Source organism: Streptomyces sp. JN8 (assembly GCF_055808075.1).
Map to the genome: position 1 here is coordinate 6,954,184 of NZ_CM147852.1, position 15,052 is coordinate 6,969,235.

Sequence of the window (15,052 nt, forward strand, 5' to 3'; positions counted from 1 at the left end):
GGGTCCGGGCGGGGGCGGCGGTGCGTCGCCCCATGCCTAGCGGCCGGGCACGGCGCCCACACGAACCCCGCGTGAACACTCGCCCGGGCCGCCGCAGGCCGCACGCGGTGTCCAATCCGGGCCGCCGCAGGCCGTACCCGTGTCCGGCCTCTGGCACCGCAGGCCGTACCCGCTGTCCGCCGCCGGAGACGCCGCAGCGCGCACCGCACCCACGTGTCCGCGGCCTGGCCGCGTCACCCCCGGCCCACCGCCGCCGCCACCGCGCGGATCCCGGCCGCCACGACGGACGGCGCCAGGTGCGCGTATCCGATCACCAGCCGCACGTCCCCGTCCCCCGGCCGTGCCGTGCCGTACTCCTCCAGGGGCCGCAGCACCACCCCGGCCGCCGCCGCCCGGGCCAGGAAGCGCTCCGTCGGGCCGTACCGCCCCGGTACGCGCGCGATGACGTGCAGTCCGGCCGCGATGCCGCTCACCTCCGTTCCCGGCAGGTGCTCCGCGAGGGCCGCGAGCAGGGCGTCCCGCCGCTCCCGGTAGGCGCGTTGGCAGCGGCGCAGCTGCCGGTCGTACGCGCCCCGCGTCACGAACTCCGCGAGCACCGCCTGGTCGAGCACCGGGTTGCCCAGGTCCATCGTCCGCTTGCGTTCGACGACCTCGGCCAGCAGCTCCCCGGGGACGAGCATCCAGCCGAGCCGCAGACCGGGCGCGAGCGACTTGCTGACCGAGCCCGCGTAGACCACCCGCTCGGGGTCGAGGCCCTGGAGCGCGCCGACCGGGGCCCGGTCGTACCGGAAGTCGCCGTCGTAGTCGTCCTCCAGGACGTGGCCGTCCACCGCCCGCGCCCAGGCGAGCAGCGCCGCCCGCCGCTCCGCCGACCAGCTGATCCCGGACGGGAACTGGTGCGAGGGGGTCACCACCACCGCCCGGACCCCCGAGGCGGCCAGCGGCTCCGGCCACAGCCCCTCCCCGTCGAGCGGCAGCCACAGCGTGTCCAGGCCGGTCGAGGAGAACAGCCGCCCGTGCTCCGGGCTGCCCGGATCCTCGACGCCGATCGCGCCGTGCCCCCGCGCCCGCAGCACGAAGCCGAGCAGGGTCGAGGCCTGCGCCACTCCGGAGCACACGACGAGCCGCTCCGGGTCGGCCACCACGCCCCGGCGCCGGGTCAGCAGGGCCGCCAGCGCCTCCCGCAGCTCGGGGAGACCGCGCGGGTCCGGGTACCCGAGGGAGGGGTGGGGGAGCCGGGCGAGGACGGCCCGCTGGGCCGCCGACCAGGCGGACCTGGGGAAGAGCGACAGATCGGGCGTCCCCGGGCGGAAGTCCACGCGCACGCGTGGTGCCCCCGCTCCCCGCGCGTGCGGCCCGGCGCCTCCCCGCGCGTGCGTCCCGTGGCCCGTGCCCCGGGCGTCGGCCGCCCGCGCGCGCGTGGCCGGGCCGGAGCCGCCGGCTGTCCCCGTGCCCCGACCCGGTGCCGGCGTTCCGGCGCCTTCCCGCGCGGGCGTGCCGCCCGGCCGGCCCCGCGCCGCCTCGCCCACCCAGGTGCCCGCCCCGCGGTCGCTGCGGAGATAGCCCTCGGCGGTGAGCTGCTCGTACGCCTCCGTGACCAGGCCCCGCGAGACGCCCAGGTCGGCCGCGAGCGCGCGGCTCGACGGCAGCCGGGTCCCGGGCGCGAGCCGGCCGGAGCGCACCGCGTCCCGCAGCGCCTCCTGGAGGGCCCGGCCGCGCCGCCGCGCGGGAGCGGCGGCGGCCGGCAGGAGCAGCTCCCAGGCCGCCTGCCCGTGGCTCGTCATCTGCGTGTGGCCCCTCTCCCCGTCCCCGGCCCGGCACTCCCGGCCGCGGCCCATGATGCCGCGCCGCGGAAAGTGGTCCCCGATGACGGTGCGGAAGTGGACCCCGAACAGGACCGCGCGCCTTCCTAACGTCGGAACCATGAACGCCAACGCCCTGCGCGGGGTCCTCCTCGTGACCGTCGCCTACGCCCTCGTCGGAGCCTCCTTCACCGCCAACAGCCTGCTCGGCGACTACCCGTACGCCGGCGGCCAGGCCCTCCGCTACGCCGCCGCCTGCCTGCTCCTGCTGCCCCTGCTCGGCCGCGGCGGGACGGCCCCGCTGCGGATCCTGACCGTCCGTCACTGGCTGCGGCTCGCCACCCTCGCGGGGGTCGGCATGGTCGGCTTCAACCTGGCCGTCCTCGCCGCCGAGCGCACCGCCGAACCCGCGGTGCCCGGCGTCCTCGTCGGCTGCGCCCCGGTCGTCGTCGCCGTCCTCGTCCCGCTGACCGAGGGCCGCAGGCCGGCCCCCGCCGTGCTGTACGGGGCGCTGCTCGTCGCCGCCGGCGCCTTCACGGTGCAGGGATGGGGGCGCACGGACCTGGCGGGGATCGGCTGGTCGGTGGCCGCGCTCGCGGGCGAGGTCGGCTTCACGGTGCTGGCCGTCCCCGTGCTCCGGCTGCTCGGGCCGAAGCTGCTCACGGCGGTCGTGTGCGGGATCGGCGCGGTCGAGGCGGCGCTGATCGGAGTGCTCGTGGACGGCGCCGGCGTCGTGCGGCTGCCGACGGGCACGGAGGCGGGCGCGCTGGTCTGGCAGGCCGCGCTCGCCACCGTCGTCGGATTCGTCCTGTTCTACATGGGCGTGCAGCGCATCGGCATGGAGCGGGCCACGCTCTTCACGGGCGCGATCCCGATCGCCGCCGCCCTGAGCGCGGCCCTGGTCGCGGGCGCCTCGTTCGGTCTCCCGCAGGCGTTCGGCAGCCTGCTGGTGGGGGCCGGCGCCGCCGTGGGCACCGGCCTGTTCGCCCGGCGCGTCCCGGTCACCGCCTCAGGCGCGGCTGCCGTCCAGGAGGACGCGCGCGACGAGAGCCGGGTCGTCGTTCATGGGCACGTGCCCGCAGCCGGGCAGCCGGACGAGCCGCGCGCCGGGGACGGTGTGCTTGGCGCGGACGCCCTGCCGGGGAAGGAGCAGCCGGTCGCGGGCGCCCCAGGCCACGGTGACCGGTAGGCCGGGGACGTCCTCGCGGAAGCGCACGCTCCCGCCGGCCGCCAGCGTCTGCCGGAACCCGGTGGCCCCGCGCAGCGCGAGCGTCTCGGCGTAGGCGGCCGCCGGTGAACGCCGCGCGGGGCGCGCGTAGATCGAGCTGGTGAGCACGGTGCGCCCCGCGGCCGTGCGGGAGAGGCGGTCGATCACCGGCACGGGAAGCGACAGCGCGGCGCCGCGCATCGCCCGGAGCGTCGCGAAGGCGTACCGCCGCTCGCCCTCCGACCAGAAGCCGGCGGGGGAGAGGGCGGTGACCGAGCGCACCAGCTTCTCCCGCCCCAACTGCAGGGCGAGCAGCCCGCCGAGCGAGTTCCCCGCCACGTGCGGGCGCTCGACGCCGAGGGCCTCGCAGAACGCGCCGAGGACGCTCCCGACGGTGGACAGGTCGTACGGGCAGCCCTCGGGCAGCGGGTCGGAGGCGCCGAACCCGGGCAGGTCCACGGCGATCACGTCCCGCTCGGCGGCCAGGATGTCCAGCACCGGCTCCCAGGCCTGCCAGTGGTGTCCGATGCCGTGCAGGAGCAGCAGCGGATCCCCCGCTCCGCGGCGTTCGTACGTGAGGGACGCCGTGCGGGGACCCGCCGGGGTCCCGATCGTGAACGTGATCCGTGCGGGCATGCGGACTCCCTGTCCTGAGGCTGTCAGACGTCCCGTCAACGAGAATTACCGATCAGTAGCCCTGAGTTCAAGCCTCCGCCCGAAACTGGACAGCGGCACCGCGGTGGGCGGGACGACCGGGTGGCCACCGACCTCCGACCGATCCCCCGACCGCGTGCTCCGAGGAGCACCGGGCCCTGTGGCCCGGCGTCGCCTACCGGATACTCGGCCGCGCCGCCGAGGCCGAGGACTCCCGTCCCGCGGCCGCCCCGCGCGAGGAACCGGCCCGATCGCGCCGATCGGCCGGAAGTCCACCCCGTCTCCCGCCCGGGAGACGGGGTGTTTTGCTGCGCCGGGCACACGGGGGCGCGAACGTCCTGTGAACGATCTAGGTCAGAGGGTCACATTCGGGGGCGTTCGACAGAGGATTGGTCTTGACCAAGGGGTGGGCTCGCCTTATGGTCACAGAGTTAGTGCAGGAACCTTTAATAAACAAGGGCGCGGAAAAACGCCGCGGGACACGGCGAATTGCGGAGGATCAGGGTGGGGACCACGCAGCTGACATCGGTACCGGAACCGAAGTACCAGCACCTCAAGACAGTCATCGGCGAAGCACTCGACTCGGACTTCGCGGTCGGGGAGATCCTTCCCAACGAGCGCGACCTCGCGGCCCGCTTCGGCGTGGCCCGGGCCACGCTGCGCCAGGCGCTGGAGCAGCTGGAGCTCGAAGGGCGGCTGCAGCGCCGCCGCGGCGTCGGCACCACCGTCGCCCCGCCGCGCGTCGGCGTCGACGTCTCCACCACGCAGCACGCCTGGCCGGGGGTCGGCGACGACGCCTGGCAGTCCCTTGACTCCGCCGCCGACGTGGCCCCGGCCGCCGTCGCCCGTGCCCTGGAGAGCGGCACCGAGGAGCGGGTGCACATCGTCCGACGGGTCCGCGCCAGCCAGGGCCAGACCGTCGCCGCCGAGCTGCTCTACGTGCCGGCCGCGTCCGTCCCGGGCCTCAGCGCCATCGACGCCCCCGCCGGACCCGCCCGCGCCCGCGCGGTGCTCCGCGAACTCCAGCACCTCGCCCTCGACGGCCAGGACCGCTCCGTCGAGCTCGGATCCGCCCGTGCCGACGACGCCAAGGAGCTCGACCGGCTGCCCGGCGCCCCGGTGCTCGTCGTCACGACCCGCTACCTGTCCGGCGGACGCACCGCCGCCGTCTCCGTGGCCACCTACCGCGCCGACACCTGCCGACTGACCTTCGGCGACTCGGTCGACCTGGTCATGGCCTCCTAGACACGGTCGCACCGCGCCCGACGGCCCGTCGCCGAGTACTCCTCAGCGGCGGGCCGTCACCGTGCCGTCGACCGCGAACAGCTGCTCCTCGACGTGGTCGAGCGCGAGCCGCAGCGCACCCGTCCCGACCGCGGCCTCGCCGAGCAGGGACAGCACCACCCGCGGCGGCCGCAGGCAGAACCGGGCCAGCTCCTCGCGGAGCGGCTGGAGCACGCCGTCCAGACCGGCCGCCCAGCCGCCGACGACCACCAGCTCGGGGTCGATCGCGAGGACCAGCGCGGCCACGTCGTGCACGAGCCGCTGGATGAAACGCTCGACCGCCGCCTCCGCGCGCGTGTCGCCCTTGCGGGCCAGCGCGAAGACCTCGGCGACCGCCTGCTCGTCCAGCGGGTGCAGCGGTTCGTCCGTCGTCGACAGCAGGTGCTCGGGGGTGACGCCCCGGCCGAGCAGGTGCAGGGCGCCGATCTCCCCGGCCGCGCCGCCGAAACCGCGGTGCAGCCGGCCGCCGATCAGCGACCCGGCGCCCGGGCTCAGCCCGGCGAGGACGAAGACGATGTCGTCGGAGTCGGTCGCGGCGCCCTTCCAGTGCTCGGCCACGGCCGCCGCGTTCGCGTCGTTCTCCACGATGACGGGGCACTTGAAGGAGCGGCGCAGCCGCTCGCCGAGCGCGAGCCCCGTCCACCCCGGCAGCGCCGTGCCGAGGCGGACCGTGCCGTCGGCCTCCACGATGCCGGGGGTGCCGACGCCGACGGCCCGCAGGTTCGACCGGGCGACGCCGGCGCGGCGCAGCACGTCGGCCACGACCGTACGGACCCGGTCCAGCCGCTCGTCCTCGGGGGCCGTCTCCGACACCTCGCGCGAGCCGGCCCCGATGATCCGCCCGTCCAGACCGGAGAGCAGCGCGGCCACCCGGTGCGGGCCGATCTCGATGCCCAGCAGATGCCCTGCCTCGGCGCGGAAGCGGAACCTCCGTGCGGGACGCCCCTGCCGCCGGGCCTCGCCCTCCTCGGGCGCCGCCTCGACGACGAGACCGCCCTCCATGAGCCCCTCGACGACCCCTTCGACGGTGGGCCTCGACAGACCCGTGATCCGGGTCAGATCGGTGAGCGTCGGCGCGTCGGCGCCGCGCAGCGCATGGAGTACCACCGCGGAGTTGATCCGCCGCAGCAGAGACGGATCCCCGCCGGTCAGCCGCCCCACAGTGTGTCCTCCCAGCTCGTGCACCTCTTCGGCGGATGGTACTCAATGGGTCCGGTCGCGGCGAGTGCCGCCCCCATGACGCTTTGGATTCGAAGCCGCCCCCGCGGAGGCTCCGCCGGGGCTCCGGACCCGGCCCGGACCCGGCCCGCGGGACCGTCGCGTCCCTGACGCGGCGCCAACTGTCAGTGCGGGCCGCTTTACTGGAGCCATGACCACGGCAGGCCTTCTGGCGGCGATCGACTTACTCAGGGCCCGGGGACACGACGAGGGCCGGGACCACCACCTCGCGGAGCTCGCGACCAGCGAGGACTTCTGGGAGGACGACGGCACCCGCCGGGAGATCGTCGAGGACCAGTACGAAGCGGAACGGGACGGGCTGGGCGTCCTGCTGGCCGCCCGCTGGGGCGAGCCCCGCACCGTCGACCTCTTCCCCGTCCTGGAGCGGAGCATGGAGGGCGAGCCGGTACCGGAGCCCTGGGCCACCCTCAGCTGCCACACCCCGAACCTGCGCCTGTGGCGGGCCGACGGGCAGTGGATCGGGCTCGGCGTCTCCCAGTGGGACAAGGAACTCCCGTTCCAGCTGCTCGCCGTGGTCACCACGGTCGACCCACCGGCCTGACACCCGGGGCGGCCGCTCCGGCCCCGGAAGCCCGCCCCCGGAAGCGCTCACGGCGACCGCCGGCGTCGCCGACGGCCCGCGTCGGCGGGCGACGCACCTACCCGGGCGGTGTCTCGGCGGCCGCGCGGAGCCGCGCGTACTCCGCGGCCATCGTCTCCGCCGTCCAGTGCGCGTTGAGGCCGCTCGGATTGGGCAGCGCCCAGACCCGGGTGGACCCGATCACGCGTTCCTGCGGCCCGATCACGGCCTTCGGCTCGTCGAACGCCGTGCGGTACGCGGTGACGCCGACGACCGCGAGCCAGCGGGGCGCGAGCCGCTCCACCTTCGCGGCGAGGATCCGGCCGCCCTCCCGGTACTCCTCGCGGGTCAGCTCGTCGGCCCGGGCGGTCGCCCGCGCGACGACGTTGGTGATCCCGAGGCCGTACCCCAGGAGTTCCTCCTGCTCGTCCGGCCGCAGCCGCCGCGGAGTGAAGCCGGACAGCTGGAGCACCGGCCAGAACCGGTTGCCGGGACGGGCGAAGTGGTGGCCCGTCGCCGCCGTCATGAGACCCGGGTTGATCCCGCAGAACAAGACCGAGAGGCCGCCCGTGACGACGTCGGGGACGACGCGGTCACGGGCGGCCTCCAGCTGCTCCCTGGTGAACCGGGGGCTCCCGGTCAGAGGATCGCGCCGGGGGCGTAGGCGGCGGCCTCCGGGTGCTGCTTGAGGATCTCCTCGATCCGCGCCACCACGGACGCGACCTGGTCGGCGGCGGCGCCGGTGAAGGACAGCTTGTCCGCCATCAGCTCGTCGAGCTGCGCGCGGTCCAGCGGGATCCGCTCGTCCGCGGCGAGCTTGTCGAGCAGCTCGTTCTGCACCGTGCCCTGCTCGCGCATGGCGAGGGCGGAGGCCACCGCGTTCTCCTTGATGGCCTCGTGCGCGACCTCGCGGCCGACACCGGCGCGCACCGCGCCCATCAGGACCTTGGTGGTCGCCAGGAAGGGCAGGTAGCGGTCGAGCTCGCGGGCGACGACGGCCGGGAACGCGCCGAACTCGTCCAGCACGGTCAGGAAGGTCTCCAGAAGGCCGTCGAGCGCGAAGAACGCGTCGGGCAGAGCGACCCGGCGGACCACCGAGCAGGAGACGTCGCCCTCGTTCCACTGGTCGCCCGCCAGCTCCCCGGTCATCGAGGCGTAGCCGCGCAGGATGACCATGAGGCCGTTGACGCGCTCGCAGGAGCGGGTGTTCATCTTGTGCGGCATCGCCGAGGAGCCGACCTGGCCGGGCTTGAAGCCCTCGGTGACCAGCTCGTGGCCGGCCATCAGGCGGATCGTCTTGGCGATCGACGAGGGCGCGGCGGCCAGCTGGACCAGCGAGGTGACCACGTCGTAGTCGAGCGAGCGCGGGTAGACCTGGCCGACCGAGGTGAAGGCGTGGGCGAAGCCGAGGTGACCGGCGATCCGCCGCTCCAGGTCGGCCAGCTTGTCGGCGTCGCCGCCGAGCAGGTCCAGCATGTCCTGCGCGGTGCCGACCGGGCCCTTGATGCCGCGCAGCGGGTAGCGGCCGAGCAGCTCCTCCAGGCGCGCGTAGGCCACGAGCAGCTCGTCGGCCGCCGTCGCGAAGCGCTTGCCGAGGGTGGTGGCCTGGGCGGCGACGTTGTGCGAGCGGCCCGCCATGACCAGCTCCGCGTACTCGGCGGACAGCTTGCCGAGGCGGCCGAGGACGGCGACGGTACGGTCCCGCATCAGCTCCAGGGAGAGGCGGATCTGCAGCTGCTCGACGTTCTCGGTGAGGTCGCGCGAGGTCATGCCCTTGTGGACGTGCTCGTGGCCGGCGAGGGCGTTGAACTCCTCGATGCGGGCCTTCACGTCGTGCCGGGTGACCTTCTCGCGCTCCGCGATGGAGCCGAGGTCGACCTGGTCGAGCACGCGCTCGTAGTCGGCGAGGGCGGCGTCCGGAACCTCGATCCCGAGGTCCTTCTGCGCACGCAGCACGGCGAGCCAGAGCCGGCGCTCCAGCTTGACCTTCTGCTCGGGGGACCAGAGGACGGCGAGCTCCGCGGAGGCGTAGCGGCCGGCCAGAACGTTGGGGATGCGGGGCTTCGCAGTCACAGCAGTCACGTGGACAGAGTTTACTGGCGATTTCTGCAGGCCAGCGCCACGGCCCGAGCTGGAGGTTGCTACGAGACGCAGCTCACGACGGCCGGCCGCGGACGGCCCGGCGCCGGAGGGCTCCACCTCCCGACCGGCGCGGTCCGGATCGACCAGGACCGGCCCCGCACCCCCGCCGGCGCGGACGGGGCCCGAGCGGACCGGCGCGGACGGCGCCGTTGCCCGGCTCCGACGCGAGCGGCCCCGGCTAGGGCTCCCGCGTCGGCTCGTAGGGCAGCAGCTCGGGGCGCTTGGGCGCGCGGCCGTCGCCCGACGAACGGCCGGTCAGGCGCCGTCCGATCCACGGGCCCAGGTGCTCCCTGGCGAAGCGGGCGTCCGCCGCCCGGCGGGTCGCCCAGCCCGGCTGCGGGGTCGGCGGCGGGGCCGCCCGCCAGTCCGTCTCCGGAGGCATGCCGAGGGTCTGCCACACGGCCTCGGCGACCCGCCGGTGCCCTTCGCCGGTGAGGTGCAGCCGGTCCACGTCCCAGAGCCGCGGATCGGCGAGCGAGGGGGCGCTGTACAGGTCGACGACCAGGGCCCCGTGCCGGGCGGCGAGCGCGTCGACGTGCGCGAACAGCTCCTCCATCCGGGGGCGGAAGCGCTCCAGGACCGGCCCGTTCCGCCCGGGGCTGCGCATCAGGACCAGCTGTCCGCAGGAGGGGGCGAGCCGTTCGACCGCCTCGGTGAGCAGTCCGCGCACCCTCCCCATGTCGACCTTGGGCCGCAGGGTGTCGTTGAGCCCGCCGACCAGGGTCACGACGTCGGCCTTCATGGCGACGGCCGTCTCGACCTGCTCGTCGACGATCTGGCCGATGAGCTTGCCGCGCACGGCGAGGTTGGCGTATCGGAAGTCGGTGGTCCGGGCGGCCAGCCGGTCCGCGAGGACGTCGGCCCAGCCCCGGTAGGAACCGTCGGGCTTCCGGTCCGACATCCCCTCGGTGAAGCTGTCGCCGAGTGCGACGAAACTGTTGTACGTGGCATTGATCTCCATGGCGGAGAAATCGTACCGCGCGGTATGCGCGGCCCGCCGCCGGAGCCCGGACGGGGACCCGGCCCTGCGGTGACCGGTGCCCGGCCGCCTCCGGCCGGGCACGGCGGAGGGGCCCCGGGAGCGCCTGCTCCCGGGGCCCCTCGCCCGTGTGACCTGCCGCTACGGGGCCGCCGGGCGGCCCACCAGTTCCCGCAGCACGTCCTCCATCGCCACGAGGCCGGCCGGCTTGCCGTCCTCGTCGAGCACCGCCGCGAGGTGCGTCCGGCTGCGGCGCATCGCGGTCAGGACGTCGTCCAGCGGCGTGGCCGCCCGGACCCGGGCGACCGGCCGCAGCGCGGACACCGGGAACGGCTCGTCGCGCGGCAGGACGTCGAGCGCGTCCTTGACGTGCAGATAGCCCAGGATCCGGCGGTTCTCGTCGACCGTCGGGAAGCGCGAGTAGCCGGTCCGCGCGGACAGCGCCTCCAGCTCCTCCGGAGTCGTGCCCACCTGCGCGTACACGACCTTCTCCGGCGGCATCACGACGTCCCGCACGGGCCGGCGGCCCAGTTCGAGGGCGTCGTGCAGCCGCTCCGCCGCCCGGTCGTCGAGCAGGCCGGCGTCACCGGCGTCGGTCACCATCCGGGCCAGTTCGTCGTCCGAGAACGTCGCCGAGACCTCGTCCTTGGCCTCCACCCGCAGGAGCTTGAGCAGCACGTTCGCGAAGGCGTTGATCGCGAAGATCACCGGCCGCAGCGCGCGGGCCAGCGTCACCAGCGGCGGGCCGAGCAGGAGCGCCGTCCGCGTGGGCTCCGCCAGGGCGATGTTCTTCGGCACCATCTCGCCGAGCAGCATGTGCAGGTACGTGGCGACGCTCAGCGCGATCACGAACGAGATCGGGTGGACCAGCCCGTGCGGCACGCCCACCGCGTCGAAGACCGGTTCGAGCAGGTGCGCGATGGCCGGTTCGGCGACGATGCCGAGGACCAGGGTGCAGAGGGTGATGCCGAGCTGCGCCGCGGCGAGCAGCGCGGAGACGTGCTCGAGCCCCCAGATGACGCTGCGGGCCCGCCGGTTCCCCTCCTCGGCCAGCGGCTCGATCTGGCTGCGCCTGACCGAGATCAGGGCGAACTCGGCGCCGACGAAGAAGGCGTTGACGATCAGGGTCAGCAGACCGATCAACAACTGGATCGCGATCATCGGCCGGCCTCCCCGGTCTCGTCCCCGTGCTCCCGCGCCGCGGGGGCGTGCAGCTGCACGCGGGCGGCGCGCCGACCGGAGGCGTCCGCGACGTCGAGCCGCCAGCCGTCCAGGTCCACGGTGTCCCCGACGGCCGGGATGCGGCCCAGCTCGTGGGCGACGAAGCCCGCGAGCGTCTCGTACGGTCCGTCCGGCACCCGGAGGCCGATGATCTCCACCTGGTCCGTGCGGGCGGCGCCGTCGGCGGACCAGAGCTCGCGCCCGTCCGCGTCCTCGCCCGCCCGCGCCAGGTCCGGCGTCTCGTGCGGGTCGTGCTCGTCGCGCACCTCGCCGACGACCTCCTCGACGATGTCCTCCAGGGTGGCGACCCCGGCGGTACCGCCGTACTCGTCGATGACGACGGCCATGGTCTGGCGGCCGGACAGCCGGTCGAGCAGCCGGTCCACGGTCAGCGTCTCGGGGACGAGCAGCGGCTCGCGCAGCAGCTCGCCCACCCCGCGGTGGCGCCGTTCCTCGGCCGGTATGGCCAGGACGTCCTTGATGTGGGCGATGCCGACGACCGCGTCGAGGCTGCCCCGGTAGACGGGGAAGCGGGAGAGGCCGGTCGCCCGGGTCGCGTTGGCGACGTCCTCGGCGGTGGCCTGCACGTCGAGCGCCGTGACCTGCACGCGGGGCGTCATCACGTTCTCCGCGGTGAGCTCCGCCAGGTTGAGGGTGCGGACGAACAGCTCGGCCGTGTCCGCCTCCAGGGCGCCCTCCTTGGCGGAGTGCCGGGCCAGCGCCACGAGCTCCTGCGGGGAGCGCGCCGAGGCCAGCTCCTCGGTCGGCTCCATGCCGAGCCGGCGCAGGATCCGGTTCGCGGTGTTGTTGAGGTGGCTGATCAGGGGCTTGAAGGCGGCGGTGAACACCCGCTGCGGGGTGGCGACCACCTTCGCGACCGCGAGGGGCGAGGAGATCGCCCAGTTCTTGGGGACCAGCTCGCCGACCACCATCAGGACGACGGTCGACAGGGCGGTGCCCAGGACCAGCGCCACGGAGGAGGCGACCGAGGCGGAGAAGCCGAGGTCCTCCAGGGGGCCGCGGATCAGCTTGGCGATCGAGGGCTCGGAGAGCATGCCGACGACCAGGTTCGTGACGGTGATGCCCAGCTGGGCGCCGGAGAGCTGGAAGGTCAGCGACCTGACGGCCTTGAGCGCTCCGGACGCGCCGCGCTCGCCGCGCTCCGCGGCGTCCTCCAGCTCGCGGCGCTCGACCGTGGTCAGCGAGAACTCGGCCGCGACGAACGCGCCGCACGCGACGGAGAGGAGGAGCGCCAGGAGGAGCAGAAGCACTTCGGTCATCGGTTCACCTCCGTCCCATGATCAGTCAGGGGGAGGAGGAACGCTCGATGTCGGCCGTCGGGGCCGGTGCTTTCGGGAGCAGTACCCGCGTCGGTACTACTGGGAGGCTCGCCCATGGGCGGACGCTCACGCCTTTCGGTCGGGGGGACGGATGGGAGACCATGGTAAAGGATCGGCAAAACGGCACGTCGGCGGGGGAGCGGCCGGGATCCGCGGCTCAGTCGGAGAGCGGCTTCACCCAGCGGCGCCAGTGGTCCTGTCGCTCGTACCCGGCCGCCGCCCACAGATGCCGGCCGGTCTCGTTCTCCTCCAGGACCATGGCGTCGACCCGCCGTCCGCCGAGGGCGGCGAAGCGCTCCTCGGCGGCCCGCAGGAGCGCCGTGGAGATGCCCCGGCGACGGTACGCGGGCAGGACCGCGAGCCGGTAGAGGGAGGCGCGCCAGCCGTCCCAGCCGGCGATGAGCGTCCCGACGAGGAGGCCGTCGGAGATCGCGAGCAGCAGCGCTCCGGGGTCGCGGGCGACGAGCCGGGTCACCCCGTCCAGGTCGTCGGAGACGGAGGTGCCCTCGGCGGACTCCTTCCAGAAGGCCAGGACCGCCTCGGCGTCCTCGGGGGTGGCGTGACGTATCTGCAGGTCGATCATGGCCGGATCCCATCACGCCGGGTCGGTCCGCTGCCAGGACTTCCGTTCCGCGAGACGGCACCCGCTACCGCCGGGCCGAGCCCAGGACACAGGGCGAGGAGGGGAGCCGCGGACCCTGCTCCGGCACGTCGAAGGAGCGGTACGGGCCCAGGGCGAACCCGGCCGCCTCGATCGCCGCGAGCGGGTCGCGGGAGGTGTGGCAGCCGCCGAAGAGCAGCGGCCAGACCGTCCGGTCGAGTCCCCGCTGCACCCGGGCGAGGCCGGGGGTGTCCGCCCGACCGTGCTCGAAGAAGCGCAGGTCCGCGCCGGGGCGCAGCACGCGGTGGAGTTCGGCGAGGGTCTGCGGGAGGTTCCGCACCGTGCAGAGGACGAGCGAGGCCACCGCCGCGTCGAAGGAGGCGTCCTCCAGCGGCAGCGCCTCGGCGGTGTCCGGGAGCAGGGTCACCGGCACCGGGGCGCGGAGCGCGGCCTCCCCGGCCAGCCGCCGGAGCCGGGACTCCGGTTCGAGCGCGACGACCTCGGTGACGGCGGGCGGGTAGTGCGCGAAGTTCAGACCGTTGCCCGCGCCGATCTCGATCACCCGGCCCGACAGCCCGGCGAGCAGCTCCGCCCGCAGTGCGCCGAGCCCGCCCTTGACGTCGGCGGACACGCTGAACCGGGCGTAGAAGCGGGCGAACAGCGGATGGTGGACGCCGGACGGCGCCGGGGGACCGGGCGGCGTCGACGGGGTGCGCGGCGGTGTCATCGGCGTCTCCTCAGCCCGTCACGAAGCAGAACTCGTTGCCCTCCGGGTCCCGTACGACCTGGAAGGACCCCTGCGCGTCGGTCACCGGGCCGCCGACCAGGGACGCCCCCGCCGCCACCGCCTCGTCGCCGGCGCGGACCGGGTCCGCGACCTCCAGGTCGAGATGGACGCGGTTCTTCGCGGTCTTGCCCTCGGGCACCCGCTGGAAGGCGAGCCGGACGAAGTCCGGCGGGTCCACGTACGACCAGTCGCCGCTCCGGTCGACCGGGACGCCACCGAGGAGGCCGGCCCAGAACCGGACCAGGGCCGCCGGGTCGGCGCAGTCGAAGACGATCTCCTGAACGTGAGCGCGCATGCCTCCACCCTACGGAGTGGAGGCGCGCGCGTCCCCGTCACGAGCGGCGTCCCCCGTCACGAGCGGCGTCCCCCGTCACCAGCAGCGTTCGCCGCCGCGCTCCCCGCGGGTGCACTCCCCGCGCGGTGCGCTGGCGAGCTCCGGGTCGCGGGCCGGACCCTCAGACTCCGGGGTACGGCTGCGTGAACCGCTCCCGGAAGGCCTCCCCGTCCCACCTGCCGCCGAGTTCCGGCCCCAGCCAGTCGGCCGCGGCCGCCCGGAAGTCCGCGGGGTCGAGCGAGCCCGACCCCTCGGGCACGGCCCCGAGCAGCGGAGCGCCCGCCTCCCTCGGCAGATCCGCCAGGTTGCAGCGCATCGCCAGGTCCGGCGCGTCCGGCCAGCTGCCGATCACCACGCCCAGCTGGGCGATCCCGCGCGCCCGCAGCGCCTCCGCGGTCAGGGTCGCGGAGTTGAGCGTCCCGAGACCGGCCGGGACCACCGTGAGCACCGGCGCGCCGAGCAGCGCGGCGGCGTCGGCGAGGGTGCCGCCGTCCTCGTCGAAGCGGACGAGCAGCCCGCCGGCCCCCTCCACGAGCACCAGGTCGTACTCCCCGGCCAGCTTCCGGGCGGCCTCGGCGACCTCCCCGGGCCCGACCGGGGCGAGCCCCGCCCGCCTGGCGGCCGTCCCCGGGGCCAGCGGCTCCGGGAAGCGCCCCAGTTCGGCGGAGCCCGCCGCGCCCGAGAGCCGGACGACCTCGTCCGCGTCCCCGCGCTCGTCCGGCCCGACGCCGGTCTGCGCGGGCTTGAGGACGGCGACCGTGCGGCCGGCGGCCGTGGCGAGCGCGGCGACGGCGGCCGTGACGACGGTCTTGCCGATCTCGGTCCCGGTACCGCTGACGACGATGATTCCCACTGTTCTCCTCGATCCGGCCGCCGGTCCGTCTGCCCGTCCCCGCGACCTGT

Annotated in this window: 14 protein-coding genes; 2 read left to right on the forward strand and 12 right to left on the reverse strand. The window is 75.0% G+C overall.

Translation table 11 applies throughout. The features are described from left to right. Positions 1-233 precede the first annotated feature (233 nt). The gene (pdxR, locus tag ACY0MR_RS30765) at positions 234-1,784 is read right to left on the reverse strand and encodes a MocR-like pyridoxine biosynthesis transcription factor PdxR (protein WP_473556552.1); all 1,551 of its coding nucleotides are present in this window, start codon (positions 1,782-1,784) and stop codon (positions 234-236) included. A 1,027-nt stretch (positions 1,785-2,811) separates the two neighbouring features. After that, positions 2,812-3,645 carry an alpha/beta fold hydrolase gene (locus ACY0MR_RS30770; protein ID WP_388805211.1) on the reverse strand — a complete coding sequence of 278 codons (834 nt, stop codon included), beginning with the start codon at positions 3,643-3,645 and terminating at the stop codon, positions 2,812-2,814. A gap of 522 nt (positions 3,646-4,167) precedes the next feature. Here ACY0MR_RS30770 and ACY0MR_RS30775 point away from each other — a divergent pair. Beyond that, the gene (locus tag ACY0MR_RS30775) at positions 4,168-4,908 is read left to right on the forward strand and encodes a GntR family transcriptional regulator (RefSeq protein ID WP_361860329.1); all 741 of its coding nucleotides are present in this window, start codon (positions 4,168-4,170) and stop codon (positions 4,906-4,908) included. A 42-nt stretch (positions 4,909-4,950) separates the two neighbouring features. Here ACY0MR_RS30775 and ACY0MR_RS30780 read toward each other — a convergent pair whose 3' ends face one another. Next, positions 4,951-6,108, reverse strand: coding sequence for an ROK family transcriptional regulator (locus tag ACY0MR_RS30780; RefSeq protein WP_388805207.1), 1,158 nt, complete (start codon positions 6,106-6,108; stop codon positions 4,951-4,953). A gap of 208 nt (positions 6,109-6,316) precedes the next feature. Here ACY0MR_RS30780 and ACY0MR_RS30785 point away from each other — a divergent pair, with 208 nt between their 5' ends. Next, positions 6,317-6,727, forward strand: a complete 411-nt coding sequence (locus tag ACY0MR_RS30785) for a hypothetical protein (protein WP_361860326.1) — start codon at positions 6,317-6,319, stop codon at positions 6,725-6,727. Between the two features lie 97 nt (positions 6,728-6,824). Here the strand turns inward: ACY0MR_RS30785 and mug are convergent, their stop codons facing one another. The 9 genes from mug to bioD all read right to left on the reverse strand — a co-directional run bounded on the left by mug (position 6,825) and on the right by bioD (position 15,002). Continuing rightward, positions 6,825-7,355 (reverse strand): G/U mismatch-specific DNA glycosylase, encoded by a 531-nt coding sequence (gene mug / locus ACY0MR_RS30790; RefSeq protein WP_388805481.1) that lies wholly within the window; start codon positions 7,353-7,355, stop codon positions 6,825-6,827. A 29-nt stretch (positions 7,356-7,384) separates the two neighbouring features. Continuing rightward, complete coding sequence (gene purB / locus ACY0MR_RS30795) at positions 7,385-8,827, reverse strand: adenylosuccinate lyase (protein WP_388805203.1); 1,443 nt, start codon at positions 8,825-8,827, stop codon at positions 7,385-7,387. Between the two features lie 238 nt (positions 8,828-9,065). After that, positions 9,066-9,848 (reverse strand): SGNH/GDSL hydrolase family protein, encoded by a 783-nt coding sequence (locus ACY0MR_RS30800; RefSeq protein ID WP_473556556.1) that lies wholly within the window; start codon positions 9,846-9,848, stop codon positions 9,066-9,068. A gap of 159 nt (positions 9,849-10,007) precedes the next feature. Then, on the reverse strand, positions 10,008-11,027 hold the full coding sequence (locus ACY0MR_RS30805) for a hemolysin family protein (protein ID WP_388805197.1): 1,020 nt from the start codon (positions 11,025-11,027) through the stop codon (positions 10,008-10,010). After that, entirely contained in the window at positions 11,024-12,367 is a 1,344-nt protein-coding gene (locus ACY0MR_RS30810; protein ID WP_361859963.1) for a hemolysin family protein, read from the reverse strand. The genes ACY0MR_RS30805 and ACY0MR_RS30810 overlap by 4 nt, the downstream gene beginning before the upstream one ends. Before the next feature lie 217 nt (positions 12,368-12,584). Next, entirely contained in the window at positions 12,585-13,010 is a 426-nt protein-coding gene (locus ACY0MR_RS30815; protein ID WP_473556559.1) for a GNAT family N-acetyltransferase, read from the reverse strand. Positions 13,011-13,074: 64 nt separating this feature from the next. Further along, positions 13,075-13,755, reverse strand: coding sequence for a class I SAM-dependent methyltransferase (locus ACY0MR_RS30820; RefSeq protein ID WP_392862679.1), 681 nt, complete (start codon positions 13,753-13,755; stop codon positions 13,075-13,077). A gap of 10 nt (positions 13,756-13,765) precedes the next feature. Then, positions 13,766-14,110 carry a VOC family protein gene (locus ACY0MR_RS30825; protein WP_388805185.1) on the reverse strand — a complete coding sequence of 115 codons (345 nt, stop codon included), beginning with the start codon at positions 14,108-14,110 and terminating at the stop codon, positions 13,766-13,768. Between the two features lie 160 nt (positions 14,111-14,270). After that, complete coding sequence (bioD, locus tag ACY0MR_RS30830; RefSeq protein ID WP_473556563.1) at positions 14,271-15,002, reverse strand: dethiobiotin synthase; 732 nt, start codon at positions 15,000-15,002, stop codon at positions 14,271-14,273. Between the last annotated feature and the right edge of the window lie 50 nt (positions 15,003-15,052).